This is a genomic window from Leifsonia sp. PS1209 (assembly GCF_012317045.1).
Classification (GTDB): Bacteria; Actinomycetota; Actinomycetes; order Actinomycetales; family Microbacteriaceae; genus Leifsonia.
This window is the reverse complement of the sequence record NZ_CP051154.1, coordinates 2,772,760-2,798,667: the sequence shown is the minus strand read 5'-3', so window position 1 is coordinate 2,798,667 and position 25,908 is coordinate 2,772,760. Positions and strand designations below refer to the sequence as shown.

The 25,908-nt window shown below is 70.6% G+C and carries 24 protein-coding genes and 1 tRNA gene; 14 read left to right on the top strand and 11 right to left on the bottom strand.

Going from position 1 to position 25,908, the window contains the following annotated elements; genetic code table 11:
* Positions 1–73: 73 nt before the first annotated feature.
* From HF024_RS13290 to HF024_RS13275, 4 genes are all read left to right on the top strand, one after another.
* Entirely contained in the window at positions 74–673 is a 600-nt protein-coding gene (locus HF024_RS13290) for a helix-turn-helix domain-containing protein (protein WP_168689848.1), read from the top strand.
* Positions 670–1,932, top strand: coding sequence for an MFS transporter (locus HF024_RS13285; protein WP_168689847.1), 1,263 nt, complete (start codon positions 670–672; stop codon positions 1,930–1,932). The genes HF024_RS13290 and HF024_RS13285 overlap by 4 nt, the downstream gene beginning before the upstream one ends.
* Before the next feature lie 115 nt (positions 1,933–2,047).
* Entirely contained in the window at positions 2,048–5,770 is a 3,723-nt protein-coding gene (locus HF024_RS13280) for an AAA family ATPase (RefSeq protein ID WP_247597443.1), read from the top strand.
* 282 nt (positions 5,771–6,052) lie between these two features.
* Positions 6,053–6,241: a hypothetical protein gene (locus HF024_RS13275; RefSeq protein ID WP_168688229.1), complete on the top strand. Its 189-nt coding sequence runs from the start codon at positions 6,053–6,055 to the stop codon at positions 6,239–6,241.
* A gap of 6 nt (positions 6,242–6,247) precedes the next feature.
* Here HF024_RS13275 and mscL read toward each other — a convergent pair whose 3' ends face one another.
* The 3 genes from mscL to HF024_RS13260 are packed head-to-tail and all read right to left on the bottom strand — an operon-like array spanning position 6,248 to position 7,696.
* Complete coding sequence (gene mscL / locus HF024_RS13270) at positions 6,248–6,676, bottom strand: large conductance mechanosensitive channel protein MscL (protein ID WP_168689845.1); 429 nt, start codon at positions 6,674–6,676, stop codon at positions 6,248–6,250.
* Positions 6,677–6,721: 45 nt separating this feature from the next.
* On the bottom strand, positions 6,722–7,057 hold the full coding sequence (locus HF024_RS13265; protein WP_168689844.1) for an FmdB family zinc ribbon protein: 336 nt from the start codon (positions 7,055–7,057) through the stop codon (positions 6,722–6,724).
* Positions 7,058–7,111: 54 nt separating this feature from the next.
* On the bottom strand, positions 7,112–7,696 hold the full coding sequence (locus tag HF024_RS13260; protein ID WP_085369809.1) for a 5-formyltetrahydrofolate cyclo-ligase: 585 nt from the start codon (positions 7,694–7,696) through the stop codon (positions 7,112–7,114).
* Between the two features lie 58 nt (positions 7,697–7,754).
* On the opposite strand from HF024_RS13260, the gene galU reads away from it, so the two are divergent.
* The 4 genes from galU (at position 7,755) to HF024_RS13240 (ending at position 10,737) form a co-directional block, all read left to right on the top strand.
* Positions 7,755–8,744 carry a UTP--glucose-1-phosphate uridylyltransferase GalU gene (gene galU / locus HF024_RS13255; RefSeq protein ID WP_085369808.1) on the top strand — a complete coding sequence of 330 codons (990 nt, stop codon included), beginning with the start codon at positions 7,755–7,757 and terminating at the stop codon, positions 8,742–8,744.
* A gap of 22 nt (positions 8,745–8,766) precedes the next feature.
* Entirely contained in the window at positions 8,767–9,429 is a 663-nt protein-coding gene (locus HF024_RS13250; RefSeq protein WP_085369807.1) for a GNAT family protein, read from the top strand.
* A gap of 113 nt (positions 9,430–9,542) precedes the next feature.
* The gene (locus tag HF024_RS13245) at positions 9,543–10,613 is read left to right on the top strand and encodes a hypothetical protein (protein ID WP_168689843.1); all 1,071 of its coding nucleotides are present in this window, start codon (positions 9,543–9,545) and stop codon (positions 10,611–10,613) included.
* A gap of 51 nt (positions 10,614–10,664) precedes the next feature.
* A tRNA-Ala gene (locus HF024_RS13240) sits at positions 10,665–10,737 on the top strand.
* A gap of 82 nt (positions 10,738–10,819) precedes the next feature.
* Here the strand turns inward: HF024_RS13240 and HF024_RS13235 are convergent.
* Positions 10,820–11,440 carry a LysE/ArgO family amino acid transporter gene (locus HF024_RS13235; RefSeq protein WP_168689842.1) on the bottom strand — a complete coding sequence of 207 codons (621 nt, stop codon included), beginning with the start codon at positions 11,438–11,440 and terminating at the stop codon, positions 10,820–10,822.
* A 69-nt stretch (positions 11,441–11,509) separates the two neighbouring features.
* Here HF024_RS13235 and HF024_RS13230 point away from each other — a divergent pair, with 69 nt between their 5' ends.
* The gene (locus HF024_RS13230) at positions 11,510–12,424 is read left to right on the top strand and encodes a LysR family transcriptional regulator ArgP (protein ID WP_168689841.1); all 915 of its coding nucleotides are present in this window, start codon (positions 11,510–11,512) and stop codon (positions 12,422–12,424) included.
* Between the two features lie 37 nt (positions 12,425–12,461).
* Here HF024_RS13230 and HF024_RS13225 read toward each other — a convergent pair whose 3' ends face one another.
* Both HF024_RS13225 and HF024_RS13220 read right to left on the bottom strand, forming a co-directional pair.
* Complete coding sequence (locus tag HF024_RS13225) at positions 12,462–13,622, bottom strand: epoxide hydrolase family protein (protein WP_168689840.1); 1,161 nt, start codon at positions 13,620–13,622, stop codon at positions 12,462–12,464.
* Between the two features lie 65 nt (positions 13,623–13,687).
* On the bottom strand, positions 13,688–16,600 hold the full coding sequence (locus HF024_RS13220; protein ID WP_168689839.1) for an aminotransferase: 2,913 nt from the start codon (positions 16,598–16,600) through the stop codon (positions 13,688–13,690).
* Positions 16,601–16,697: 97 nt separating this feature from the next.
* Between HF024_RS13220 and HF024_RS13215 the strand changes: the two genes are divergently transcribed.
* Positions 16,698–17,081 (top strand): DUF3054 domain-containing protein, encoded by a 384-nt coding sequence (locus HF024_RS13215; protein WP_247597114.1) that lies wholly within the window; start codon positions 16,698–16,700, stop codon positions 17,079–17,081.
* A gap of 71 nt (positions 17,082–17,152) precedes the next feature.
* Here HF024_RS13215 and HF024_RS13210 read toward each other — a convergent pair whose 3' ends face one another.
* Genes HF024_RS13210 through HF024_RS13195 form a run of 4 tightly spaced genes read right to left on the bottom strand, consistent with a single transcriptional unit; the run spans position 17,153 to position 21,516 of the window.
* Positions 17,153–18,424 (bottom strand): DUF445 domain-containing protein, encoded by a 1,272-nt coding sequence (locus HF024_RS13210; protein WP_247597113.1) that lies wholly within the window; start codon positions 18,422–18,424, stop codon positions 17,153–17,155.
* Positions 18,421–19,533 carry an aminopeptidase P family protein gene (locus HF024_RS13205; RefSeq protein WP_168689837.1) on the bottom strand — a complete coding sequence of 371 codons (1,113 nt, stop codon included), beginning with the start codon at positions 19,531–19,533 and terminating at the stop codon, positions 18,421–18,423. Before HF024_RS13205 ends, HF024_RS13210 begins: the two co-directional genes overlap by 4 nt.
* The gene (locus tag HF024_RS13200; protein ID WP_168689836.1) at positions 19,530–20,708 is read right to left on the bottom strand and encodes an acyl-CoA dehydrogenase family protein; all 1,179 of its coding nucleotides are present in this window, start codon (positions 20,706–20,708) and stop codon (positions 19,530–19,532) included. Before HF024_RS13200 ends, HF024_RS13205 begins: the two co-directional genes overlap by 4 nt.
* Positions 20,709–20,760: 52 nt before the next feature.
* Positions 20,761–21,516, bottom strand: coding sequence for an SDR family NAD(P)-dependent oxidoreductase (locus tag HF024_RS13195; protein WP_168689835.1), 756 nt, complete (start codon positions 21,514–21,516; stop codon positions 20,761–20,763).
* A gap of 60 nt (positions 21,517–21,576) precedes the next feature.
* On the opposite strand from HF024_RS13195, the gene HF024_RS13190 reads away from it, so the two are divergent.
* Together HF024_RS13190 and HF024_RS13185 are read left to right on the top strand one after the other, a co-directional pair.
* Complete coding sequence (locus HF024_RS13190; RefSeq protein ID WP_168689834.1) at positions 21,577–22,152, top strand: TetR/AcrR family transcriptional regulator; 576 nt, start codon at positions 21,577–21,579, stop codon at positions 22,150–22,152.
* A gap of 13 nt (positions 22,153–22,165) precedes the next feature.
* Entirely contained in the window at positions 22,166–22,960 is a 795-nt protein-coding gene (locus HF024_RS13185) for an alpha/beta hydrolase (RefSeq protein WP_085369796.1), read from the top strand.
* A 20-nt stretch (positions 22,961–22,980) separates the two neighbouring features.
* Here the strand turns inward: HF024_RS13185 and HF024_RS19670 are convergent, their stop codons facing one another.
* Entirely contained in the window at positions 22,981–23,574 is a 594-nt protein-coding gene (locus HF024_RS19670) for a helix-turn-helix domain-containing protein (protein ID WP_210723952.1), read from the bottom strand.
* Positions 23,575–23,674: 100 nt separating this feature from the next.
* Here HF024_RS19670 and HF024_RS13175 point away from each other — a divergent pair, with 100 nt between their 5' ends.
* Positions 23,675–24,769 carry an ABC transporter permease gene (locus HF024_RS13175; protein ID WP_168689833.1) on the top strand — a complete coding sequence of 365 codons (1,095 nt, stop codon included), beginning with the start codon at positions 23,675–23,677 and terminating at the stop codon, positions 24,767–24,769.
* A 41-nt stretch (positions 24,770–24,810) separates the two neighbouring features.
* Positions 24,811–25,794 (top strand): aldo/keto reductase, encoded by a 984-nt coding sequence (locus HF024_RS13170; protein ID WP_168689832.1) that lies wholly within the window; start codon positions 24,811–24,813, stop codon positions 25,792–25,794.
* Positions 25,795–25,908 lie beyond the last annotated feature (114 nt).

Sequence of the window (25,908 nt, the reverse complement as noted above, 5' to 3'; positions counted from 1 at the left end):
TCTACAACAACGCGTTGCCCGGTCAACCATTCCCCGCTTGACGTGAAAGAACCGACAGCCGACAATGTGAAACATGTCTTTCACATCGAGCAGACCCGAGGACCGGCGGCAGGTCACCGACGCCCGCGCGCTCCGCGCCCTCGCGCATCCACTGCGGCTCGCCCTGCTCAACCACCTGATGGCGTTCGGCACCCAGACGGCCAGCCAGTGCGCGGAGGTCGTCGGCTCCACCGCCTCCAACTGCAGCTACCACCTGCGCTCGCTCGCGCGCTACGGCCTGGTCGAGTCCGTCGACCCGGTGGATGGACGCGAACGGCCCTGGCGCTCCACCGCCACGGGGCTGCAGTTCGGCAGCAGCGACGACCCGGCCACCGCCCTCGGCTCCGACACCGTCGAACGCGCCCTGGTCGAGAAGCAGATCGACGACGAGGCGGCGCTCACCCGCCGCGCCGTCGCCGGCCGCGACACGCAGCCGGAGGAGTGGAAGGACGCGATGACGCTCTCCGGCTACGCCCTGCGGATGACGCCGCAGGAGCTCCGCGACCTCGGCGAACGACTGGATGCGCTCATCCGCCCGTACATCGGCCTCACCCGCGACGACGCACCGGAGGGCAGCGACGTCGTCGCCCTCCACCTGAACGCCTACCGCCACCCGGATGCGAGGACATCGTGACGGAGACCCGGTCGCCACAGGCGGGGGAGCGGAAGCGCTCGCCGCTGCTCCGGCGCGACTTCGCCCTGGTCTGGGCCAGCAGCTTCATCTCGGACACCGGCGACTGGCTGCTGATGATCGCGCTGCCGCTGTTCGCGTTCGCCGTCACGGGCAGCGCGCTCGGCGCATCCACCGTCTTCCTGGCCGAGCTCGTGCCGATGCTCGTGCTCGGCAGCTTCCTCGGCGTGCTCGTCGACCGCTGGGACCACCGCAGGACCATGATCGTCGCCAACCTGCTCCAGGGCGCTCTGCTGCTCCCGCTGCTGGCGGCGTCCGCCGACCGGATGTGGATCGTCTACGTCGTCGCAGCGCTCGAGGCGTGCCTCGGCGCGATCGTCAACCCGGCCAAGCAGGCGCTGGTGCCGCGTCTCGTGGATGACGACCAGCTCGGCCAGGGCAACGCACTGATGGCGGTGAGCGACAACCTGGCCAGGCTGATCGGCTCCCCGCTCGGCGGCCTGGCGTTCGTGCTGGTCGGGCTGCCCGGCGTGGTGGTGGTGGATGCTGCGAGCTACCTGCTCAGTGCCGGGCTGGTCGCGCTCAGCCGGCCCCGCGCATCCACTGCGCCGGACGCCGACCACCCTCCGCTGCCGCGCGTCCACTTCCTGCGGCAGTGGCTCGACGGCCTCTCCACCATTCGCCGGCTGCGTCCGCTCGGCGCTGTGACGGCGATCACCACGCTCGGCCAGTTCGCGCAGGGCATCTTCCTGGTCCTCTTCATCGTGTACGTCACCGACCGGCTCGGGGCGAACGGCACCGAGGTCGGCCTGCTGCGCGGCGTGCAGGCCATCGGCGGCGTGATCGGCGGGCTGCTCAGCGGCGTGCTGCTGCGGCGGTTCGCCCCGCGCACCCTGGTCGGCGCCGGCTACCTCGTCTTCGGGGCGATCTCGCTGCTCACCTGGAACCTGTACCCGGTGACCACCGCCGTCGGCGTGTACGTCGGCCTGTTCATCGCGGTCGGCATTCCGGCCGTCGCCACCACCACCGGCCTGATCACGATCGTGCAGCGCGTCACTCCACCGGAGGCGCTCGGCCGCGTGTTCGCGTCGGTCACCACCTTCGGCGGCGCCGCTCAGGGCGCCGGGCTGCTGGTGGCCGGTTTCCTCGCTGAGCATTTCGACGTCGTCGCCATCCTGAACGGCCAGGCGCTCGTGTACATCGCCTGCGGATTGCTCGGCCTCGCGCTGCTCGGGGAGAGGGTGCGTCGCAGCGAGCGGTAGCCTGGACAGTGCCCTTTAGCGCGAAACTCGCCCGGATTGCAAGGGGAATACTGGAATCAGCCCGTAGGGTGGCCGTGTGTGGCGACTGGACAGGAAGAACGAGGATGACGACATGATGTCGGACATTCCGGACGATGACGCCCTCAACCCGCAGAACACCACGTCACCGCACGCGATCAGCCTCGGTGACCCTGCTCTCGTGGCCGGCAACATCGCCGAGCCCGTGTGGCACAGGTGGCGTGAGGAGATCGCGGCCCTCGGCGGCGCATCCCCTCTGCTGCACTTCGAGGACAGCCCGCGGACGCGCATCGAGCTGAGTTCGACGCATCCCGGCGGCCTTCCGCAGTTCATCACCGGTCAGTCGACGCTGCTGTCGAGCCTGATCCGCGACGAACTCGCTCTGCGCACCGCGCGCGCCGCCGCCAACGCGATCACGGCCAAAGGCATCGAGTTGCGCTCGGTGCGCGGCATCGAGTCCGTGCACCTGGCGATCGGTCTCGCCCAGTGGCGCCACGGCGGGGAGGAGTACACCGCTCCGATCCTGCTGCGCCCGCTCGCGATCCGCCGCTACGGCCGCGACTTCGAACTCAAGCTCAAGGGCCAGCCGTACCTCAACCCCGAGCTGGCGCGTGCTCTCGCCGAGCAGTTCCAGATCACCCTCGACGCCGACGCCTTCGTCGCGCTCGCGCTCACCAACGGCGTGTTCAAGCCGCAGCCGGTGATCGACCGCCTGCGCGGCCTGACATCGCACCTGCCCTGGTTCAACGTGCAGCCGCGGCTCGTCGTCTCCTCGTTCGCCGACGTGGCGACCGCCATGCGCGCCGAGGCGGAAGACCTTGACAACGTGGTCCTGGATGCGCTGGCCGGCAACCCGTCCGCCCGCCGCACCGTCGAGAGCGCCTTCAACCCCGTGCAGCCCGTCCGTCAGGACGAGCGTCCTCCCGCCACGGACACGCTGTTGCTGGATGCGGACGAGGAGCAGGAGAACGTCGTCGCCCAGATCGCGGCGGGCAACTCCATTGTCGTCAAGACGCTGCCAGGCACCGGCGGAACCCAGACCATCGTCAACGCCGTCGGCGCGCTTGTCGCCCAGCACAAGCGCGTGCTCGTCGTGACCCCACGCCGGTCCAGCATCGAAGACATCACGCACCGGCTCACCCAGGTGGGGCTGCCCGGCCTGGCCGTGACGCCGCGCACGCTCCGCCGCGACGTGATCCAGTCGATCGGCCGCAACGAGAAGGCCACCCAGCCGAAGGTCACCGACGTCGACGAGGCGCTCGTGCGCCTCCGCAAGGTGCTGCTCGACTACCGCTCGGCGCTCACCCGCCGCGATCCCGTGCTCAAGGTGTCCGTGCTGGATGCGCTCGGCGAGCTGTCCCGCCTCTCGCTGCTGCCCACCCCGCCGTCCACGACGGCGCGGCTGGACCGCGCATCCATCGAGTTGCTGGCGAACGACAGGCCGGCCGCCGCCGACGCGCTCATCCGCGCGGCCAGGCTCGGCGAGTTCCGCTACGGCCCGAACGACTCGCCCTGGTACGGCGCCTCCTTCGGCACGACGGCCGAGGGCAACGCGGCGCACGAGCTGGCGAAGAAGCTCAACCGCTCCGAACTGCCCCGCCTGCTCGAACGCGCGAAGTCGCTGATCGGCCAGACCAGGATGCGGCCGTTCGAGTCGATCGCGGAGCTCGGCGTCTACCTGCGCCTCCTGATGGACGTGCGCGAGACGCTCGACAAGTTCCAGCCGGCCGTCTACGACCGCTCGATCGCCGAACTCATCGCCGCGACGGCGACGCGCCGCGAGTCGCCGACCATGTCCGGCGCCAACCGCCGCCGCCTGCGCAAGCTGGCGCTCGAATACGTGCGCCCCGGCGTGCACGTCACCGACCTCAACGAGAGCCTGCGGCGCATCCAGCAGCAGCGCATCCTGTGGCAGCGGTTCGCCGCCGCCGGCGTGGTGCCGGAGGTGCCGGTGGGCATCGCCGACGTGCAGGTCGCATACCAGCGCGTCGCGGAAGACCTCGCCCGGCTCGACATCCCCCTGCGCCGCACGGGGACGCCGTTCTCGCTGTCCGTCCTCCCCGTCGACGAGCTGACCAGGCAGATCGCGGGGCTCGCCGCGGAGTCGGAGGTGCTCGCCAACCTGCAGGAGCGCACGGCGCTCCTCACCGAGTTGCGCGAGCGGAAACTCGACCCGCTGCTCTCCGACCTGTCGCTGCGGCACGTGCCGGAGACCCAGGTGTCCGCCGAGCTCGAACTCGCCTGGTGGCAGTCGGTGCTGGAGACGCTGCTCGCCTCCGACCGCGCCCTGCTCAACGGCAACACCGGTGTGCTCGACCGCCTCGAAGCCGACTTCCGCCTGGTCGACGAGGCGCACGCCTCCGCCACCGGGCAGCAGCTCGCGTGGATGCTCGCAGAGACCTGGAAGATCGGCATCGTCGACTGGCCGGAGGAAGCTGCGGCGCTCAAGAAACTGCTGAAGAGCGACAAGACCACGGCGGCGACCCTCAACGAGGTCGCGCCGCACCTGGCACGCCCGCTCGCGCCGGTGTGGCTGGTGTCGCCGTACGAGGTGACCTCGATCAGCCAGGATGTCGCGTTCGACGCCGTCCTGCTCGTCGACGCCGGTGCATCCATGCTGTCGGAGAACGTGCCGGTCATCCGCCGTGCCCGCCAGATCGTGGCGTTCGGCGACCCGGTGACGCAGACGCCGTCTCCGTTCGACATCGGCGCGCACGAATACGGCACGACGGTCGACCAGGTGGACGTGGATGCCGCGCACGCGGGCTCGGCGCTGGCCCAGCTGTCCGAACTGCTCCCGGTCTACACGCTCACCCGCAGCTACCGCGCGGGCGGGGAAGACCTCGCCGACCTCGTCAACCGCCGCTTCTACGGCGGGATGATCGACTCGCTGCCCTGGGCGGGAACCTACCTCGGCCACGGCAGCCTCACCCTGAACTACGTCACCGGCGGCCAGGGGATGCCGGACAGCGACACCGGAGCCGTGGAGAGCACGGACGCCGAAGTGTCGAAGGTGGTCGAGCTGGTGCTCGAGCACGCCACGGAGCGTCCCCGCGAATCCCTGATGGTGATCACGGCGAGCGAGCGGCACGCCGTGCGCGTCAACCAGGCCGTGCTTGCGGCGTTCGCCAAGCGCACGGAACTGGCCGACTTCATCCTGAAAGACCGGGCGGAGCCGTTCACGGTGGTGACGCTGGAGCAGTCGGTGGCGCAGAGCCGCGACCGCGTCATCTTCTCCATCGGATACGGCCGTACCCCGCACGGCCGCCTGCTCTCCAACTTCGGGGCCCTCGCGGAGCCGGGAGGGGAGCGGCTGCTCGCCGTCGGAATGACCCGCGCCCGCCGCGGCATGGACATCGTCTCCTGCTTCAAGCCGGAAGACATCGACGAGACCAGGATGCGCCACGGCATGGCCGCGCTCGCCCAGGTGCTCGGCGAGGCCGACCAGATCCAGGCGGCGACCGCCCAGTACCTCAGCCACGACGCGGACCCGATGGTGCTCGACCTCGCCAAACGCCTCACCAGGCGCGGGCTGGATGTGCAGCTCGGCTACCGCGGCAAGCTCGCGCTCGTCGCCTCCCACGCCGGACGCGCGGTCGCGGTCGAGACCGACGACGACGTCAACAAGGGCAGCCTCCGCGAATCCCTGCGCCTGCGCCCCGACGTCCTCCGCCGCCTCGGCTGGCACTACCTCCGCGTGCACAGCTTCGAACTGTTCGCCGACCCGGACGCCGTCGCGTCCCGGATCGCGCGGCTGATCGGCATCACCGAGCCGGACACGCAGACGGCCCCGATCTCGATCCCGGTGCAGCAGGGCTAGGTTTCGTCCGGGTAAGGTCGCTGCGACCGCAGCGGAACGTTCATCCCGTCAGGCCTAGCATCATTCTCGGGTACCATAGTTCATATGCCAGATATCGAGCATGCTGACTATGAGCGAATGTTCGAGGAGTGGGACGCGTCGGAAGACAAAGCGGTGTGGGAGCACACTCACGCCGATTGCCTGCGCTAGCCACAGGAGGTCCCGGATTAGCGCGAGTTGGTTGCCGCTTTTCGCGGTCTAGACGTGGCGAGGGCGGTGTTCGATCGCGGCTACCCTGGGAGGGTGAGCGAGACGGGCAGGCGGAAGCATCGGCGGGTGCAGGTGGGTGCCGTGCCCGGGACCGATCCCGAGCCGCAAAGCGGGCAGGCCGGCGGGCCGCAGCGCGCGTCGGAGGACACCGACCGGGCGTGGAACGACCGGGGGGACAGCAACGACGAGCGGCTGCGGCAGGACGTGCCGCCGCACTGGTGACGCGCGCTACTCGGCGTGCTTGCCCGATGCGGACGGCGGGGCGGCCTGGGTCTGCAGCAGGTCGCGGATCTCGGTGAGCAGGTCGAGCTCGGTGATCGGGGCATCCGGTTCGACGACGCCCTGGTTGCGGAGCTTCTGCGCGCGGTTCTTCGCGAGGTTGATCGGGTAGACGAAGACGAAGTAGACGACGACCGCGACGATCAGGAACTGGATGATCGCGCCGACGACGGCACCGAACTTGACGTGGGCGTCGCCGATCACCAGCGTCATCGAATTGTCCAGGCTGTCCGCGGTGAAGAGTGCGCCGATCAGCGGGTTGAAGACGTTGTTGACGATCGAGTTCACCACGGCCGTGAACGCAGCGCCGATGACGACCGCGACGGCCAGGTCGATCACGTTTCCGCGGAGGATGAACTCCTTGAATCCTTTGAGCATGGCCGGTTCCTTTCGAAAGGCTGGTGGTGCAGGGATCGAGGGGGACTAGCTGGACGACGTGGAGGCGGCCGGAGCGCTGGACGAGCCGGAGGAGGACGAACCGGAGCCGGACGAGGACGAGCCGGAGGAAGACGAGCCGGATCCCGACGACGACGAACCGGATCCCGACGACGACGACCCCGAGCCCGTGCTGGAGCTCTTCGTCCCGCGCGAGTCCGTGCGGTAGAACCCGGACCCGTTGAACGTCACGCCGACCGCGCCGAACACCTTGCGCAGGCTGCCGCCGCAGGTGGGGCAGACGGTGAGCGCATCGTCGGTGAACGCCTGCTGCATGTCGAAGGCGGTCCCGCAGTCGCGGCACGAGTACGAATAGGTGGGCATTGTGTCAGGCTCCGGGATGGTCGGGGTGTCGGGCGGGTTCGCCCGGTGCTGCTGTCACGAGAACTGGACGATCCTGGTCGGGGTGACCGCGCCGTCGACCGGTTGGTCGTGTCGTTCGCGGGGCACCTCGTCGACCAGCTCGGCGTCGAACAGCACAGCGTACACCGGGGGACATTTTTCCATGCTGCCGAGGGTCTTGTCGAAATAGCCTCTGCCCCAGCCCATCCGCATCCCGGATGCGTCGACGGCGGCGGCGGGGATCACGATCAGGTCCACGTCGTTGATGGCGATCGGGCCGAGCAGCTCTCCGACGGCCTCCGGCATCCCGAACAGACCTTCCGTCTCCGTCTCGCCGTCGCCGGTCGTCCAGTCGAGCAGACCGTCCTCCCGCGAGATGGGAAGCAGCACCCGGATGCCCTGGGCGTGCATCCAGTTGAGGAACGGGCGGGTGTCCGGCTCGATCGGCGTGGAGAGGTAGCAGGCGACGGAGCGTGCGGAGAGGTCGGTCGCGAGGTCGGTGAGGTTGCGGGTGATCCCCGCGGTCGCTGCAGCACGCTCGGTGCTGGTGAGGTTCTGTCGTCGTTCACGCAGTTCGGCGCGCAGTGCGCGCTTGCGATGGGCGGCAGTATCCGAATCCATAGGGCAATCCTAAGAGATTGCATCCGGGGGTGCCGCGAATTGCCGATACCCTGAGCAGATGGCAACGCACGTCACTAAAGCAGTCATTCCAGCTGCGGGCCTCGGCACCCGCTTCCTTCCGGCCACCAAGGCCATGCCGAAGGAGATGCTCCCCGTCGTCGACAAGCCCGCCATCCAGTACGTGGTCGAGGAGGCGGTGGACGCGGGGCTCCACGATGTCCTGATGATCACCGGGCGCAACAAGAACGCGCTCGAGAACCACTTCGACCGCAACGCAGAGCTGGAGGAGACCCTCACCAGGAAGGGCGACACCGACCGCCTCGAGAAGGTCAACTACTCCACGGCGCTCGCCGACATGCACTACGTCCGTCAGGGCGACCCCAAGGGCCTCGGCCACGCCGTGCTGCGCGCCAAGATGCACGTGGGCCGCGAACCGTTCGCCGTGCTCCTCGGCGACGACATCATCGACTCGCGCGACGAACTCCTGTCCAGGATGCTCGAGGTGCAGCAGGAGCGGAACACCACCGTCGTCGCACTGCTCGAGGTCGACCCCAGCCAGATCCACCTGTACGGCGCCGCCGCCGTGGAGGAGACAGAGGACGACGACGTGGTGCGGATCACCGGCCTCGTCGAGAAGCCGGACCGCGAGCACGCGCCGTCGAACTACGCGATCATCGGACGCTACGTGCTGCGCCCGGAGGTCTTCGACGTGCTGGAGAAGACGGAGCCGGGCAAGGGCGGCGAGATCCAGCTGACGGATGCACTGCAGTCGATGGCGCAGGCTCCGGACTGGACGGGCGGCGTCTACGGCGTCGTCTTCCGCGGCCGCCGCTACGACACCGGCGACCGTCTCGACTACATCAAGGCGATCGTGCAGCTCGCGTCCGACCGCGAAGACCTCGGACCGGACCTGCGCCCGTGGCTCCGCGAGTTCGCGGCAGGCCTCGACGACGAGCCGGACGAGGTCCTGCCCGAGATGCCCGCCGAGCCCGCTGAGCCGCTGGAGTCCGCAGAGCCGGCGGAGTCCGTCGCCGACGCGGCCCGCTAGCCACACCGAGAAGGAGAGGTCCGTGGCGATCGTCGTACCGTCACTCAGCGAGGGCAAGGTCGGCCTCCGGCCCATCCGGCTCCGCGACGCCCGCGGTCTGGAGCGTTCCCTGCTCGACAACCGCAGCTGGCTGCGCCAGTGGGAGGCGACCAGCCCGTATGCGCCGATGTCGTTCGACACGCGGTCGAGCATCCGGTCGTTGCTCGCGAACGCGCGCGCAGGGCACGGGCTGCCGTTCATCGTCGAGTACGACGGGCAGCTCGCCGGTCAGCTCAACGTGTCGTCGATCACCTACGGTTCGCTGTCGAGTGCGACGATCGGCTACTGGGTGTCCGAGGAGTTCGCCGGTCGCAACATCACGCCGACGGCGGTCGCGCTCGCCACGGACTACTGCTTCTACCAGCTGGGCCTGCACAGGATGGAGATCTGCATCCGCCCGGAGAACGGCCCGAGCCTTCGCGTGGTCGAGAAGCTCGGCTTCCGCTACGAGGGGCTGCGCCGCCGATACATCCACATCAACGGCGACTGGCGCGACCACTTCTGCTTCGGCCTAGTGACTGAGGAGTTGACCCAGGGCGTGCTGCGCCGCTGGCTCGACGGCAACGCCCCACTGGATGCGGCGAGCATCCCCGCAGAGGACCGGGCGGCCGCGGCGATCCCGCTGCCGATCGCCCGCCAGCGCTGACCGAACGCTGCAGCGCTGACCGAACGCTGCATCGGGCCTGAAAGAACTCTCCATCGCGAACACACCCGGCGCGCTGCCGGGGCGCCGGACGCGCTGCCCCCTACCGTAGAGGCATGACTGGGGACGTGATGGGCGGTGGGGTGGTCGTAGCCATCGCCGCTGCGCTGTGGCTGGCCTATCTCATCCCGGTGTGGCTGCGCAGGCGAGAGTACCTGGCGACGGAACGCAACGCGGTGAGGCTGCAGCAGACGCTGCGCATCCTCGCGGAGACGAGCGAGGTGCCGGAGCAGGTGCGCATGGAGGCGACGGCCCGCACCGTCGCCGAGCAGCAGCGCATCCTGAAGCGTGCGGAGCAGAAGAAGCTCGCCGAGGCGCGTGCCGCCGCCGCTGCGCACGCCCGCCGCGAGCAGGCCATCGCCGAGGAGGAGCGCCGCATCGCCGAAGAGGCGGAGGCGGCAGCCTCGCAGGCCATCGCCCTCGAACGCGCGGCCCGCGCCGCCGCCGCGCAGCGCGCCCGCGTGCTCGCTGCGGCCACCGCCGTGCCGAAACTGTCCCCGCAGCGCCGCCGCCGTCTGCGCCGCTCCCGCGGGCTGAGCACGCTGGTGCTCGTCGCCTCCGTGATCGGCGGCATCGTCGGGACGGCCACGCTGGTCTCCACCGGCGCTTGGCTCACCCTCGCGGTGTCCTCCGTCGTCGGCATCCTGGCCGTCGGGATGCTCGTCCGCCTCGCCGGTGCAGAGAACGCCGCGACCGCCTCGGCCGCCGTCCCTTTGGCCGCCCCGATCGCGCCCGCGCTCTACGACGACGCCCAGCACGACGTGCAGGAGGTCAGGGCTCCCCGCCAGGAGAGCTGGACGCCCCGCCCGCTGCCGAAGCCGCTGCACCTGTCCCGCGGCACCATCGCGGCCACCGCGATGGCGTCGATCGACGCGGCCACCGAACTCCGCCGGTCCGCCGCGCGGGCCGAGGTGGAGCGCAAGGCGGGGGAGCGCGTGCCTGCGCCGACGCCGCTGCGCCCGGTGGCTGTCGCACCCGCTGCTGCGCCTGCCGTGGCCGCTGCGCCTGTCGCCATCGCGCCCGTGCAGGAGCCGAGCCGCTACGCCAGCATGGGCCTCCTCGACGACCTCGACACCAACGCGATCGACCTCGACGCCGTCCTCCGCAGGCGACGCGCCGCGAGCTAGCCCGATTCGATTTCGACCCCCGCGGGGTGCTATCGTTTCAGAGCAGTTCACGGGGCTATGGCGCAGTTGGTAGCGCGCTTCGTTCGCATCGAAGAGGTCAGGAGTTCGAATCTCCTTAGCTCCACCGGAACAGCGAGGGCCGCACTTCATCGAAGTGCGGCCCTTCTGCTTTTCCTGCGCCGTGTCGCGCGCCTTCTCCCCGCCGCTCACGCCACCAGCAGCACCGCCAGCACCACCATCAGCACCGCGATCGCGCCGTCCAGGATGCGCCACGCCAACGGCCGCGCGAAGACCGGCGCGAGGTAGCGGGCTCCGAAGCCGAGCATCCCGAACCAGAGGATGCTGGCGGTGACGGCGCCCGCGCCGAACACCCAGCGGCCCGGGTCGCCGTGGGAGGCGCTGAGCGAGCCGAGGAGCAGGACCGTGTCGAGGTAGACGTGCGGGTTCAGCCAGGTGAGGGCGAGGCAGGTGCCGACCGCCGCGAGCAGGGTGGCGGACGGGGCGGCGGCGCCGTCCGGGTCGAGGCGCTCCGGGCGGAGGGCGCGGCGGGCGGCGAAGACGGCGTAGAGCAGCAGGAAGGCGAAGCCTGCCCAGCGGATGATTTCAAGCGCGACGGGCGCGGAGCGGATGATCGCGCCGATCCCTGCGACGCCGGCGGCGATCAGGACGGCGTCGCTGGCGATGCAGATAAGCACGATCGGCAGCACGTGCTCACGCCGCAGTCCCTGGCGCAGCACGTACGCGTTCTGCGCGCCGATCGCGATGATGAGCGAGGCGCCCGCGCCGAGGCCGGTGACGAAGATGGCGAGGGAGGAGGCGGGGGTCACAGGTTCGAGACTAGGTATCGCAGCAGCTTCAGGGAAGCTAATGATTCTTACGAACCATTAGCATGGCTGATGATGGATGCCAGCACCGATCAGCTCCGCACGCTGGCCGCGGTCATCGACCACGGCACCTTCGACCGCGCCGCCGCCGCGCTGCACATCACCCCGTCCGCCGTCAGCCAGAGGATGCGCGCCCTCGAATCGCAGACCGGCCGCGTGCTCGTGCGGCGCAGCAAGCCGATCGAGCCGACCGCCGCCGGGCGCATCCTGCTCACGCTGGCCAGGCAGGTCGCGCTGCTCGAGAGCGAGGCGGTGGATGCGCTCGGCGCCGACGAGGCGGGCACGGGTGAGACGGGCGCGGGCTCGGGCGGCGCCGGAGTCGCCCCGCGCATCCCGCTGGTGGTGAACGCGGACTCGCTGGCCACCTGGGTGCTGCCGGCGCTGGCCGAGGTGCACGGTGTCGCGTTCGACATCGTGCTGGACGACCAGGAGCACACCCTCGACCGGCTGCGCGACGGCACGGCGATGGCCGCGATCAGTTCCGACAGCGAGCCGGTGCAGGGCTGCACCGTCACGCGACTGGGCGCGATGCGCTACCGGGCGGCGGCGAGCCCGACGTTCGTCGCACGGTGGCTGCCGGACGGCTGGACGCCCTCCGCGATGGCGGCGGCGCCGATGCTGGTGTTCGACAGGAAGGATGCGCTGCAGGACAGATACCTGGCCGCCCGGGCGCCGGACGCGCATCCATCCCGGCACTACGTCCCCGCCTCGGCCGAGTTCGTCCGGGCGGCGGAGCTGGGACTCGGCTGGGGGATGCTCCCCGACCTGCAGACGGCGGAGCAGCTGGCCGACGGGCGCCTCGTGGTGCTCGACGACGCCGCGCCGCTCGACGTTCCGCTGTACTGGCACCAGTGGTCGCTGCAGTCGACCACGCTCGCCGCCGTCGCCTCGACGCTCGCAGCCGCGGCGCAGACGGCGCTGCGCTGACGCCTGCCGCTCGCGAGCCGGCCAGAGGCAGGTCGCCCTACGCCGTCGCGCGCACGATCTGAAAGAACGTGCGCATGTCGGCCGCCACCAGCTCGGGGGTCTGCTTCGCGGTGAAGTGCCCGCCGGTGGGCAGGTCGTTCCAGAACCGGATGTCGGTGTACGTGCGCTCGGCGTAGCTGCGCGGGAAGCCGCGCTCCCCGTACTGGATGGACACCCCGACCGGAACATGGATGCGCGGCATCGGGGTTTCCTGCGCGTCGTCGAAGTATGCGCGGAACGAGGTGCCGATCGTTCCGGTGAACCAGTAGAGCGCGATCGTGGTGAGCAGCTCGTCGGTGGTCCACCAGGTGTGCAGGTCGTCCGACCCGCTCCACTCGCGGAACTTCTCCAGCAGCCAGGCCGCAAGCCCGGCGGGGGAGTCCGTCAGGCCGACCGCGAGGGTGTCCGGCCTGGTCGACTGCTGGGCCGCGTATGCGCTGGCCCTCGCCCACTTGTCGCCCAGCCAGGTGACGAAGGCCTGCTCGTCGTCGGTGAGGTCGGCTGCGCGCTCCTTCGGCGGGAACGCGGCGTGCGTGGCAAACAGGCCGAGCACCGACTCCGGATGCAGGGCGGCGAGGCGGTCGCTGGTCCAGGTGCCGACGTCTTCTCCGTATGTGGCGTATCGCTGGTAGCCGAGCACGTCGGTCATCAGCGTGTGCCAGCGCTCTGCGACGACGGTCGAGACGAACGGCTCGGCCAGCGGCTCGGAGAACCCGAACCCCGGCAGCGACGGCACGACCACGTCGAAGGTCTGCCCCGAACCGTCGTCGCGGCTCAGCAGCTCGGCGAGCGGGAGCATCTCGATGAACGAGTACGGCCAGCCGTGGCTCAGCACGATCGGGATGGGGTCCTCCGCCCCGGATCGACGCTGCCCGCGCAGGTGCGCGAAGTGCACGACGTCACCGCCGATCACGGAGGTGAACTGCGGGATGGCGTTCAGGCGCGCTTCGGCCGCTCGCCAGTCGTAGGCGTCGCGCCACGTGTCCAGGAGCGTGCGGAGGGTCGGCAGGTCGACGCCCGCCGCCCACGGCGCTGCCGGCGTCTGCACGGGGTAGCGGGTGTGGGAGAGTCGCGAGCGGAGGTCGGCGATGTCGTCGTCCGGCACGGCGATGCGGAACGGCTCTGCGGCGGTGAAGGAGACGGCTGGCGTGACGACCATGCGTCGAGCGTATGCCCGGCCACCGACACCGCCGCGGCCGACACCGACGCCGCTACCGCCCCGCCTCAGAGCGTCGCGAGCACCAGATCCAGCGCATCCGCGAACCGGTCGGCGCTCTCACGCGTGATGCAGAGCGGCGGCTTGATCTTGAGGACGTTCTTGTGGTCGCCCGTCGGCTGCACCACGCAGCCCTCCGCCAGCATCCTGTCGCAGATCGTCGCCGCCTCCTCCGTGGCCGGTTCGAGCGTCTCGCGGTCGCGCACCAGTTCGACGCCGAGGTAGAGCCCCAGCCCGTGCACAGCGCCGATCAGGGCGTGCCGGTTGCCGAGCGCGCGCAGCCGTGCCGCGAGGTGGTCGCCGACCTCCGCGGCATTCCGTTGCAGCTCCTCGTCGCGCATGATGTCGAGCACGGTCAGCCCGACGGTCGCGCTGACCGGGCTGCCGCCCGCCGACGAGAAGAAGCTGCCCTCCGCGGCGAACGAGTCCGCGATGGCCTTCGTGGTGATCACGGCGCCGAGCGGGTGCCCGTTGCCCATCGCCTTCGCCACCGTGATGATGTCCGGCACGACGCCCTGCTGCTCCGAACCCCAGAAGTAGTGCCCGAGCCTCCCGTAGCCGACCTGCACCTCGTCCGCGATGCACACGCCCCCGCGATCCCGGATGCGCTGGTACACGCCGCGCAGGTAGCCGTCCGGCAGCATCACCCCGCCGGCGTTGCCGAACACCGGCTCCGCAATGAACCCGGCGATGGCCTGGCCGGAGGCGTCCAGGGCGGCGAGGTCCGCATCCAGGTCGGCCAGGTATGCGGGGGCGGAGTCTGCGCCCCGGTGGCGTCCGCGGAAGGTGTGCGGCGACGCGACCAGCTTCACCCAGTCCGGCCGGGTCTCGAGCGCGCGGGGGTTGTCCCCGATGGACGACGACACCGCATCCGCCCCGACCGTCCAGCCGTGGTACGCCTCGGTGACCGCGAGGATGGTCCGCCGTCCGGTGTGCGTCTGCGCCAGCCGCAGCGCCAGGTCGACGGCCTCGCTGCCGCTGTTGACCAGGAACACCGTGTCGAGCGGCGCGGGCGCGAGTTCGGCGAGGCGCGACGTGAACCGGGCGAGCTCCTCGTAGTGGAACCGCGAGTTGGTGTTGAGCAGCGCCCACTGGTCCCGCACCGCTTCGACGAGCCGGGGATGCGCGTGGCCGACGGCGGTGACGTTGTTCACCATGTCGATATAGCTCTGCCCCCGCGTGTCGATCAGGTGGTGCCGCCAGCCGCGCTCGATCAGCGGGGGCTCGGCGAAGTAGTGCTCCTGCACGGCGGCGAAGGTGTCGTCGCGGCGGGAGAGGGCGAGCTGCTCGTCGCTCTCCGGCGCTGCCAGGTCGGCGCCGAACAGGGCGGACGGGTCCGGCGCGATCTCCTCCCACAGCCGGCGCGGGATGGCCGGGGTGACGAACGCGGGTGGGCGGCGCCCGCGCAGGCGGCTCAGCTGCACCGTGAGGGTGACGGCCGCGCCGATGCTCTCGCCCGGGGCCACCCGCGCGGTGATGAGCGGACGGCTCAGCCCGTCGAGCCAGAGGTCGGCGTCGTCGCCGCGCAGCCGCCACGAGCCGTCCACGAGGGCGAGTTCTCCGGCGAACGGGGCGGCGATGTCGACCCCGCCCGGCGCATCCAGTGTCACGGCCAGCGCGCGGGTCGCGGACGCGGCGCTGCGGTCGACGGTCGCCCGGGTGATGCGGTGCTCGGCGTAGCGGGTGACGGCGTGGCCGTGCGCGCGGCAGACGGCAGAGAGCACGTCGGTCTCTGCATTCTGGTCGAGCCAGCGGCCGGCGTCGAGCGCGTGCGAGGTGACAGAGAGGTCGGCGAGGTGCCGCTGGTCGGTCGACAGGGCGACGAGCGGTGCTTCGACAGCCACGACGCCGGTGGATGCGCGTTCCAGCTGCCAGCGCAGCGCCGCCTCGAACTCGTCCGGGTCGATCCGGCGGGCGAGGTCGAACGCCAGCCACTCGTGCGCGCGATTCTCGTCGGCGTACCGGTTGTCGCCGTCGAGCGCGACCTGCTGCTCCCCGCTGACCACGAGGACGGCCCCTCGCAGCAGCACGAGCGGCCAGAGCGCGGCCAGGTCTGCGTCGTCGAGCGGGGATTCCGCCGCGAACGCCTCTGCGACATCCAGCACGGCGAGCGGGTCAGCGGGGACGTGGTGCAGCGCGCTCGTGACGGTGGCGGCCAGCTCGCCGACCAGCCAGCCGTCCGCGACGTCGCCGAAGTCGATCACGCCGGCGCCTGCGACCGCGCCGCCGGCGCCGCCCGCGTCAGCGCCGCCCGCGCCCGCCAGCACGATGTTGTCGTCCGTCACATCCCCGTGCACCGCCTGCACGCGCAGCCGCGAGCGCAGCGGTGCCAGCCGGGCGAGCGCCGCGTCGGTCGCCGCCCGCACCGTGGCGCGCTTCGCCGGGTCGGCGACATGCTCGATGAGGAGGTCGACCACCTCGCCGCCGATCCGCGCATCCCATTGCGTCGTGCGGGCGAGCCCGGGATGCCGGAGCGGCGCCAGCCCGGCGGCCACCGCTCCTGCGAGTGTGCCGAGAGTGCGCAGCTGTTCCCTGGACGGTTCGGCCACGCCGGTGAGCGGTTCGCCGTCGAGGTAGCCGAGCATCCGGACGAGCAGCGTCTCGCCGTGCAGCTCCACCGCCACCAGGTCGCCGCCGTCCCGTGCGGGCACCACCTCCGGGATGCGCAGCCCCGACCCGGCGAGCGTCGCCATCGCCGCGTTCTGGGCGTGCAGCTCATCGGCCGAGAACACCGGATTGGCGAGCTTCAGCACGTAGCGGGCGGTTCCGGAGTCGATGAGGAAGTTGCGGTCCTGCTGGCTGCCGAGCTCGGTCGCCGACCCCTGCACACCGAAGTGATCCGCCGCGATGGCGACCGCGTCGTCTGCGGTCACGTGCGGCCGGGGGAGGGACGGCTGGGCGAGGAAGTCGAAGTTGGGCACGGGGGACTCCAGGGCTCGGCGTCAGGGTGACGACAGTCTAGTGACGGCGGGCCAGCATCCAGGCAATGCACGGGTGTCCGCGCGTAGCATCAACCCCGTGAAATCCTGGAAGACTCCGCTGCTGGCGTTCGTCGTCGACGCCGCGCTCGTGCTGGTCTTCGTGCTCATCGGTCGCCGCAGTCACGCGGAGGCGGCGAGCTTCACCGGGATCATCGACACATACTGGCCGTTCCTCGTCGGGCTGCTCGGCGGCTGGCTGGTGACCATCGCCTGGCGGCGACCGCTCGCGATCCTCTGGCCGGGCATCCCGGTCTGGCTGATGACCGTCGCGCTCGGGATGCTCATCCGCACCTCGGTCGGGCAGGGCATCGAGCCGAGCTTCATCGTGGTGGCGACCATCGTGCTCGGGGTTTTCCTCGTCGGCTGGCGCCTGCTCGCGCTGCCGCTGGTCCGGCGCCGCCGCCGCGCGCTCGCGCGCTAGCGCGTGACGAGACTCCAGTAACTGCGCCGCATCCCGGGCGTTTCGCGACAGATGGTGGCATCTCGCCGCGGCTAGGCGGGGAGCAGGGCCGTCGCGACGGTGAAGATGGCGAGCCCGGCGAGCGAGCCGACCACCGTGCCGTTGATGCGGATGAACTGCAGGTCCTTGCCCACCTGCAGCTCGATCTTCTCGGTGGTCTCGCTCGGGTCCCACGCGGTGACCGTGTCGCTGATGACGCTCGCGATGTCGTGCCGGTACGTCGCGACCAGGTGCACGGCGGCGTCGGTGAGCCAGGTGTTGACCTTCGCGCCGAGCTCCCGGTCGGCGGCGAGGCGGGCTCCTGCATCGGCCAAGGCCGCCTGGGCGCGCAGCCGCAGCTCGCTCTGCGGATCGGCCAGCGCATCCACGGCCGCCGCCCTGGCCGCCTGCCAGGCCGAGCCGGCCAGCTCGCGCACGCGCGGGTCGTCGAAGGCGTGCCGCTTGGCGGCCTCGAGCTTGGCGATGGTCGCCGGGTCGTGCTGAAGGCGGTCGACCAGCTCGGCGAGGTAGCCGTCGATGGCGGCGCGGAGCTTGTGCTGCTGGTCCGAGCGCACCTCCGCGATGAACCGACGCACCTCCGTGTACACGCGGTCGTCCACCAGCCGGTCGACGAACGACGGCAGCCAGGACGGCAGGCGGGCCGAGACCACCGCGCCGAACGCATCCGGGTTGGCGGCGATCCAGTCGTCCAGCCGGTCGATCACCAGATCGACGGCTTCGTGATGACCACCGGAGTCCAGGATGCGCGCGCCCAGCCTGCCGATCGGCGGCGCCCACTCCGGCTCGATCAGGTGCGTGCGGACGACCGCCTCGATGGCGTCCCGCATGGTCTCGTCGTCGAGCATCGTCGCCAGCCCGCGCACCGCGGTCGACGCCTCGCCGACCACCCGGCGCGCGTTCTCCGGCTTCGCCACCCAGGCGCCGAGCGCCCCGGCGATGTCGATCGAGCCGAGCTTGCCGGCGACCACCTCGTCGGAGAGGAAGTTGGTCTCCACGAACTCACCGAGGCTCGCGCCGATCTCGTCCTTGCGGTTCGGGATGATCGCCGTGTGCGGGATGCGCAGCCCGAGCGGGTGCCGGAACAGCGCCGTCACCGCGAACCAGTCGGCGAGCGCGCCCACCATGCCGCCCTCCGCGGCCGCGCGCACGTAGCCGAGCCAGGCGAACCTGCTCTGCAGCGTGAACGCCACGACGAAGATCACCGCCATCAGCACGAACAGGCCGGTGGCGATCAGCTTCATCCTGCGCAGCGCCCTCAGCCGCTCGGCGTCGGACGGGCTCAGGATGCGCGTGGCCGCTGTCACTGGACGATGTGCAGCTCGCGGCTGGTGTTGTTGAGCCTCCGCGCGCCGGTCTCCGTGGCCACGACGATGTCCTCGATGCGCACCCCGAACCGCCCAGGCAGGTAGATGCCCGGCTCGATGGAGAAGCACATCCCGGCCTCGATCGGCCGCTCCTCGCCCTCCACCATGTACGGCGGCTCGTGCGTGGTCATGCCGATGCCGTGGCCGACGCGGTGGATGAAGTATTCGCCGTATCCGGCATCCCGGATCACCGCGCGCGCCGCACGGTCGATCTCCTGGCAGGCGACGCCCACCTCGACCGCCTCGAACGCGGCCTGCTGGGCGCGCTTGACGGTCTCGAACACCGTGCGCTCCTCGTCCGTCGGCTCCCCGACGTGGACCGTGCGGGTGGTGTCCGAGCCGTAGCCGTCCATGATGCCGCCGAAGTCCAGGACGACCATGTCACCGTGCTCGATGGTGCGGTCGCCCGCCTCGTGGTGCGGGTTGGCGCCGTTCGGGCCGCTGCCGACCACGGTGAAGTCGACCTGCGAGTGGCCGTGCTCGCGCAGCAGCCTGGCGAGGTCGGCCGCCACCTCGTTCTCCGTGCGTCCCTCGAAGCGCACGGACACGATCTGCTCGAAGGTCGCGTCCGCCGCAGCTCCCGCCGCGGCGAGCCGCTCGACCTCGTCGGCGCCCTTGACGGCGCGGAGCATGGGCAGCGCGTGCGAGATCGACTCGAACCGCGCATCCGGGAGCTTCTGCTGCAGCGCGAGCAGGTGCATCGCCCAGGCGGCGTCGGAGATCGCGTATCGTCCGTCCGGCTTCAGGAGGGCGGCGGTCGGCACGTATTCGTCCGTGCCGTCCGACCAGTCGACGAAGCGCACGGCGGGGGCTGCGCGGGTGGCGGCGGCGCTGTCGTGCTCGAGGATCGGGACGATCATGGTGGGCTCGCCATCGCCGGGGACCACCAGCATCGTGATGCGCTCGGTGGTGGCGATCGGGAGGTAGTCGGCGAAGTACGCGAGATCGGGGCCGGGCGCGATGAGCAGACCGTCGAATCCCGCGGCGGCGGCGCTCCGTGCCCCTCGCTTCAGCCGCTCGGCGTAGTCCTCGGCGGTGTTCTGCTTCATGCTGTCCCTTTCGTGATCTCGTCGACCGGCCCGAGCCAGGCGTTCGCGACGGTGGAGTGCGCGGACTCGTCGTCCGACGGGTGGAAGATGCCGGCGAGCACGTCGCGGTACAACCGGCCCAGCTCGTTCACGGCGAAGTAGGTGGACCCTCCGGACACCCGGATGGCCTGGTCGACCACCTGCCTCGCGGTCTCGGTGGCGCGGACCTTCAGGCCGACGAGCTTGGGGAACCACTGCGCTCCGTGGTCGGCCTGCCTGTCCACATCCCGGGCGATTGCGTCGAGCTGCGGCAGGAGAGCGTCCTGGGCGATGGCGGCGTCCGCGACCCTCCACCGGATGTCCGGGTCTGACGCATAGCTGCGCCCGTCGTTCTTGAGGCTGGTCCTGCGGTGCGCGGCGGCGACGGCGAGGTCGAGCGCGCGGGCGCCGATGCCGGTGTACACGGCCGCGAGCAGGATCTCGAAGTTGGCGAAGATCGCGAAGACGAGCGGGTCGGGGTTGGGGCCCGGGTCGAGGCGGCGGACGATGCGGTCGGCGGGGGAGGCCGCGCCGTCGAGCACGGTCGTGTTGGACTGGCTGGCGCGCATCCCGATCGTGTTCCAGTCCTCCCGGATGCTGAACCCTCCTCCGTCGCGGTCGATGAAGCCGTAGACGATCTTGGGGGCGTCCGCGCTGGTCGTGTCGAGGCCCATCGTGCCGAGCCGCGTCCAGGCGGGGGAGAGCGAGGTGAAGATCTTGGTGCCGTGGAAGCGGTACGAACCGTCCTGCTGCGGCCGGGCGTCGGTGGTCGAGCCGAACAGAACGAGGTCGTTGCCCGCCTCGCTCAGGCCGAACGCGAACACCTCACCGGCGCCCGCCTCGCGCAGCAGGAAGTCGAGGGAGGCGTCGCCGCGGTCGTGCAAGACCTTGGCGACGCCGGTCCAGACGAGGTGCATGTTGACGGCGAGCGCCGTGGCCGGGGCGGCGCCCGCGAGGCGCACCTGTTCCCTCGCCACGCGTTCGAGGCCGAGCCCGAGGCCGCCGAACTCGGCGGGGACCAGCGCTTTCAGGTAGCCGGCGTCGACCAGTTCGGCGAAGTCGTCGGCGAAGAACGTGTTCTCGGCGTCGTAGCCGGCGGCGCGGGAGCGGATGCGCTCCAGCAGCTCGTCGCTCAGCAGGGGGATGTGCTCGGTCACGCCTTCAGCCTAGGTGAGCGTGACCGAGCGTGCTCGGCCGGAATCCGCCCGGTTACTGGGCGGTGTATCCGCCGTCGACCAGGTGGTAGCTGCCGGTGATGAAGCTCGCGGCGTCGGAGGCGAGGAAGGCGACCAGTGCCGCGACCTCCTCCGGCTCGCCGAGGCGACCGAGAGCGTGCTTGGACTCGAGGAAGTGCAGAGCGTCCGCATCCATCGCGGACTCGACGAGGGGGGTCCGGATGAACCCGGGACCGACGGCGGTGACGCGCACCTTCTTGTCCGCGTACTCGAGGGCCGCGTTCTGGGTGAGGCCCACCAGCGCGTGCTTGGCGGTGACGTACGCGGAGGAGCCGGCGAAGCCGACGCTGCCGAGGATGGACGCCATGTTGACGATGGAACCGCCGCCGTTGGCGCCGATGGCGTCGAGCTGCGGGCGCATCGAGTAGAAGACGGCGTTCAGGTTGATCTCGATGACCTTGCGCCAGCCGTCGAGCGAGTAGTCGCCCACGGGGTTGGCCTCTCCGCCGATGCCGGCGTTGTTCACGGCGATGCGCAGGGGAGCGAGCTCGTTCGCCGCTGCGACGCTCGCGACGGCGAACTCGGGGTCCGTCACGTCACCGATGAGGGAGGCTGCCGTGCCTCCCGCTGCCTGGATCTCGCCGACCACCGCAGTGGCGTTCGCCTCGTTCAGGTCGGTGACGAGCACGGATGCTCCGCTCTGCGCGAGCAGCAGGGCGACAGCGCGGCCGATGCCGGAGCCGCCTCCCGTCACGATCGCGGAACGGTTGGCGACGTCGTACTGAGCCATGAGTGAATCTCCTTTCAGTTATCCAACACATGTCGGATAACTCGATTGTACGATCGAAACATGGATGCGCGCCAAGAGAAGACCACCGCCAGACTCAGCGCGGCCATCCTCGACCTCGCCACCGCGCATCCGGTCGCCGAGGTCACGGTCTCCGAGCTCGCGCGCGCGGCCGGCGTGCACCGCTCGACCGTCTACACCTACGCGCCGTCCCCCACCGAACTCCTGCAGCGCGTGCTCACCGCGGAACTCGACGTCCTCCGCGCCGGCTACCTGGTCGATGTCGGCCCGGACGACGCGGTCTCCGCCGTGGCGGGCGTCACGCGTGCCGTGCTGGTGCACGTCGATGAGCACGACGCGATCTACCGGCGCGGGCTCGGAGCGGACAGCGGATCCGCCAGCCTCCACGCCATGCTCAGCGCGCACTTCCAGGGGTCGCTGGAGCTCTTGCTCGATCAGCACAGCATCACGGTGCCGGCCGAGACGCCAGAGGAGCGCCGGATGATCACCCGCTACCTCGCCGACGGCATCATCGGCGCCATCGACGTCTGGCTCGACGGCGACCGGCCCCGCCAGGTGGATGCGCCGATCGCCGTGCTCGACAGGGTGCTGCCCGCGTGGTGGCCGCACCGCGTGTGAGAGGGTGGGGCGCATGGGGCGAGTGAAGGACGCGGTCGGACGGTTGTTCCGGCGCGCACCTCTGCTCCACGTCGCCGGCGATGAGGGAACGGGACCCGTCGTGGTCCTGGTGCACGGCATCGCATCGTCGTCGGTCACCTTCCAGAACCTGGTGCCGCTGCTCGAACCGACGCACCGCGTCATCTCGATCGACATCCTCGGCTTCGGGCGCTCCCCGACGCCGCCGGATGCGACGTACACGCTGGAAGAGCACGTCGCCGCCCTGCACGCCACGCTGCGGTCGCTGAAGCTCACGCATCCCTTCGTCCTGGTGGGGCACTCGCTCGGCGCCCTGATCGTCGCCAGGTACGCCGCCCAGTATCCGGATGCGCTGTCCCGGCTGGTGCTCGTCGGCCCGCCCATCTACGGCACCCCGGCGGAGATCGGCGACCGGCGGGTGCGCAGCAGGGTCAGCGCGTATCTGCGTGCGTGGGAGTTCCTCCGCACGAACAAAGACTTCACGATCCGCAATGCGGCGATCCTCGCGAAGCTCCTTCCGATCAAGGGCGTGTTCGAGATCACGGAGAAGAACTGGACCCCGTTCGTGCTGTCGCTGAAGAACTGCATCGAGTCGCAGACCGTGGTCAGCGACCTGGCGCGGGTGCGCGTGCCGGTGGAGGTGGTCTTCGGGACGCTGGACGCGTTCATCGCGCCCGGCAGTCTCGCGGTGATCGAGGCGATGCGGCACGTCACGATGTACAAGGTGGACGGGAACGATCACATCATCCGGAAGCGGCTCGCGCGGGTGGTGGCTGCCGCCTGCGTGTGACGCGCCCCGTCTGACGTGCCCTAGGCCGGCCGGATGCTCGACGCGGCGGCGAGGTACGCTGCGCTGTCGAAGTCGTCGAACAGGGTGGACTGCGTGACGTAGCCCTGCACGATGCCGACGTAGAGCGGTGCGTACCGCTCGGCCATGCGGTGTGCCTCGGCGTCCCCAGCGCCGAGCGATTCGGCGTACCAGGCGGTGAGGTAGTCGGTGAGCATCCCGCGCACCCGATGGCCGATGGAGTCGGTGATCGACCGCAGCTCCGGTTCGTGCGCGACCTCTCCCCAGACCTGCACGAGCATCCCGAGGTCGCCCACCTGGGCCTTCATCCCGCCGATGATGAGGCCGATGATCTCGCCGGGCGCCGGGAGCGGGGAGTGCGTCCTGGCCTCGGCGACCTCCAGGAAGCGGGCGTCGAGCACGTCGGTGATCACCAGCTGGATGATTTCGTTCTTGCTGCTGTAGTGGCCGTAGATCGCGCCGGCGGACAGCCCGGATTCGGCGATGATGTCGGCCATCGACGTGCCCTGGAAGCCGTTCCTGGCGAAGCAGCGCAGTGCGGCCTGGCTGATCTCGTGGCGCCGGGCCGCGCGGTGGGCCTCGGTGACTTTCGGCATCGTCCGCCTCGCTTCCTCGGGAAAAAGAATGTTCGTTCTTGACAGTAGCCGATGGCGTCCTCACAATAAAGAACGAACATTCTTTTTATTTGGAGTCGCCATGACCACGCCACCACCCACTCGCATCCCGCACACTCCCTGGGGTCGCGCCGTCGCCATCGCCGTCGCGGCGGCCGTGATCGTCGCTGTCGTGCTCCTGGCCTTCGTCTGGCCCACCATGACCTCCTCGGTGAAGGACGTGCCGATCGCCATCGCGGGCGACAGCGCTCAGGTCGCCACGGTGCAGAAGACGCTCGAACAAAAGACGGACGGCGTCTTCGCCGTGACGGAGGTGAGCTCCCGCGCCGACGCCGTCGACCGCATACGGACCAGGGACGTGTACGGCGCCATCGTGCTCGGCCAGAAGCCGGAGGTGCTGACCGCGTCCGCGAACGGCGCGGCGGTCAGCCAGATCCTCGGCCAGCTCGCCGGGCAGCTGCAGACGCAGGCCAACGCGCAGGCGGCCGCCACGGTGCAGCAGGCCGTCGCATCCGGTGCAGCACCGGCCGGGACCGTCGCGCCCACCATCACGGTGACCGTCACCGACGTGGTGCCACTCGCTTCGACGGACGCCCGCGGGCTCGGGCTCACCGCCGCCTCCTTCCCGCTCGTCCTCGGCGGCCTCGTCGGCGGCATCCTGATCTCCTTCCTCGTCGCGGGCAGCTGGCGCAGGCTCGTGGCCGTCACCGCATACGGGATCGTCGGAGGACTCGGCATCGCGGGCATCATGCAGGCCGGGTTCGGCGTGCTGCAGGGCGACTACGGGATGAACGCGCTGGCTGTGGGCCTCGCGATGTTCGCGACGGCGTCATTCATCGTCGGGATGAACGCCCTGATCGGCCGGGCGGGCATCGCGGTCGGCGGTGTGCTCACCATGCTGGTCGGCAACCCGCTGTCGTCGGCGGCGCAGCCCATCCAGTTCATGCTGTCTCCGTGGGGCGAGATCGGGCAGTGGTTCATGCCGGGCGCGTCGGCGACGCTGGTGCGCGACCTCTCCTACTTCCCGGATGCCGACACGCTGTTCCCCTGGCTGGTGCTGATCGGGTGGAGCCTCGTCGGGGTGATCGCGATGGTGGCCGGGCATTTCCGCGACCAGGAGGTGGTCGCCGCCGCCGTTCCCGAGCACGAGGAGTCGCGCGTGCTGCAGCCGGCGTGAGCGCCGGGATGTTCGCGCGGATGTTCGCGTAGCCTGGCGGTATGCAGCAGCGCACACTCGGAAGGACCGGCCGCACGGTCTCCGTCATCGGACTCGGAACCTGGCAACTCGGCGCGGACTGGGGCGACGTGAGCGAAGCGGATGCGCTGGCCGTGCTCGACGCGGCCGTCGACTCCGGGGTGACCTTCTTCGACACGGCGGACGTCTACGGCGACGGGCGCAGCGAGCAGCTGATCGGCGCGTACCGTGCCGAGCATCCCGAGCTGTCGCTCACGGTGGCGACCAAGATGGGCAGGCGCGAGGAGCAGGACCCCGCCAACTTCACGCTCGCGACGTTCCGCGAGTGGACGGACCGCTCCCGCGCCAACCTCGGCGTCGACACGCTCGACCTGGTGCAGCTGCACTGCCCGCCGACGCCGGTGTTCTCGAACGACGCGGTCTACGACGCGCTCGACACCCTGGTCGCCGACGGCGTGATCGCGAACTACGGCGTCAGCGTGGAGACCTGCGACGAAGCGCTCGCTGCGATCGCGCGACCCGGCACGGCGACGGTGCAGATCATCCTGAACGCGTTCCGCCTGAAGCCGCTCGACGAGGTGCTGCCCGCGGCCCGCGAGGCCGGGGTGGGGATCATCGCCAGGGTGCCGCTCGCCTCCGGGCTGCTGAGCGGCAAGTACACGGCGGACACGACGTTCGCCGCCGACGACCACCGCACGTACAACAGGCACGGCGAGGCGTTCGACGTGGGCGAGACGTTCTCGGGCGTCGACTTCGCCGAGGGAGTGGCGGCCGCCCGCGAGTTTGCAGCGCTGGTGCCGTCCGGGCTCACCCCCGCGCAGGCGGCGCTCGCCTGGGTGGCGCAGCAGGACGGCGTCTCCTCGGTGATCCCCGGCGCCCGTTCGCCGGAGCAGGCCAGGGCCAACGCGGTCGCCGGCTCCGCCGCGCCGCTCGGCGCGCCCTTCGAGGCGGCCGTCCGCGACATCTACGACCGCCGCTTCCGCGCCGCCGTCCACCCGCGCTGGTAGGGGGCGCGGCGGCGCGCGTCCCGCCCGCGCCCGCGTCCCGCCCGCGCCCGCGCCCGACCCCCGTCCGCACCCGGCGCGCGTCCTGCGTGCGCTCCGCTGTCGCGGAGAACTCGG

Excerpts from the sequence above, each read along its gene's own strand:
- HF024_RS13290 (WP_168689848.1), top strand. The coding sequence starts at position 74 with ATGTCTTTCACATCGAGCAGACCCGAGGACCGGCGGCAGGTCACCGAC.
- HF024_RS13280 (WP_247597443.1), top strand. The coding sequence starts at position 2,048 with ATGTCGGACATTCCGGACGATGACGCCCTCAACCCGCAGAACACCACG.
- mscL (WP_168689845.1), bottom strand. The coding sequence starts at position 6,676 with ATGCTCAAAGGATTCAAGGAGTTCATCCTCCGCGGAAACGTGATCGAC.
- HF024_RS13265 (WP_168689844.1), bottom strand. The coding sequence starts at position 7,057 with ATGCCCACCTATTCGTACTCGTGCCGCGACTGCGGGACCGCCTTCGAC.
- HF024_RS13260 (WP_085369809.1), bottom strand. The coding sequence starts at position 7,696 with ATGGATTCGGATACTGCCGCCCATCGCAAGCGCGCACTGCGCGCCGAA.
- galU (WP_085369808.1), top strand. The coding sequence starts at position 7,755 with ATGGCAACGCACGTCACTAAAGCAGTCATTCCAGCTGCGGGCCTCGGC.
- HF024_RS13245 (WP_168689843.1), top strand. The coding sequence starts at position 9,543 with ATGACTGGGGACGTGATGGGCGGTGGGGTGGTCGTAGCCATCGCCGCT.
- HF024_RS13230 (WP_168689841.1), top strand. The coding sequence starts at position 11,510 with ATGATGGATGCCAGCACCGATCAGCTCCGCACGCTGGCCGCGGTCATC.
- HF024_RS13225 (WP_168689840.1), bottom strand. The coding sequence starts at position 13,622 with ATGGTCGTCACGCCAGCCGTCTCCTTCACCGCCGCAGAGCCGTTCCGC.
- HF024_RS13205 (WP_168689837.1), bottom strand. The coding sequence starts at position 19,533 with ATGAAGCAGAACACCGCCGAGGACTACGCCGAGCGGCTGAAGCGAGGG.
- HF024_RS13195 (WP_168689835.1), bottom strand. The coding sequence starts at position 21,516 with ATGGCTCAGTACGACGTCGCCAACCGTTCCGCGATCGTGACGGGAGGC.
- HF024_RS13190 (WP_168689834.1), top strand. The coding sequence starts at position 21,577 with ATGGATGCGCGCCAAGAGAAGACCACCGCCAGACTCAGCGCGGCCATC.
- HF024_RS13185 (WP_085369796.1), top strand. The coding sequence starts at position 22,166 with ATGGGGCGAGTGAAGGACGCGGTCGGACGGTTGTTCCGGCGCGCACCT.
- HF024_RS19670 (WP_210723952.1), bottom strand. The coding sequence starts at position 23,574 with ATGCCGAAAGTCACCGAGGCCCACCGCGCGGCCCGGCGCCACGAGATC.
- HF024_RS13175 (WP_168689833.1), top strand. The coding sequence starts at position 23,675 with ATGACCACGCCACCACCCACTCGCATCCCGCACACTCCCTGGGGTCGC.
- HF024_RS13170 (WP_168689832.1), top strand. The coding sequence starts at position 24,811 with ATGCAGCAGCGCACACTCGGAAGGACCGGCCGCACGGTCTCCGTCATC.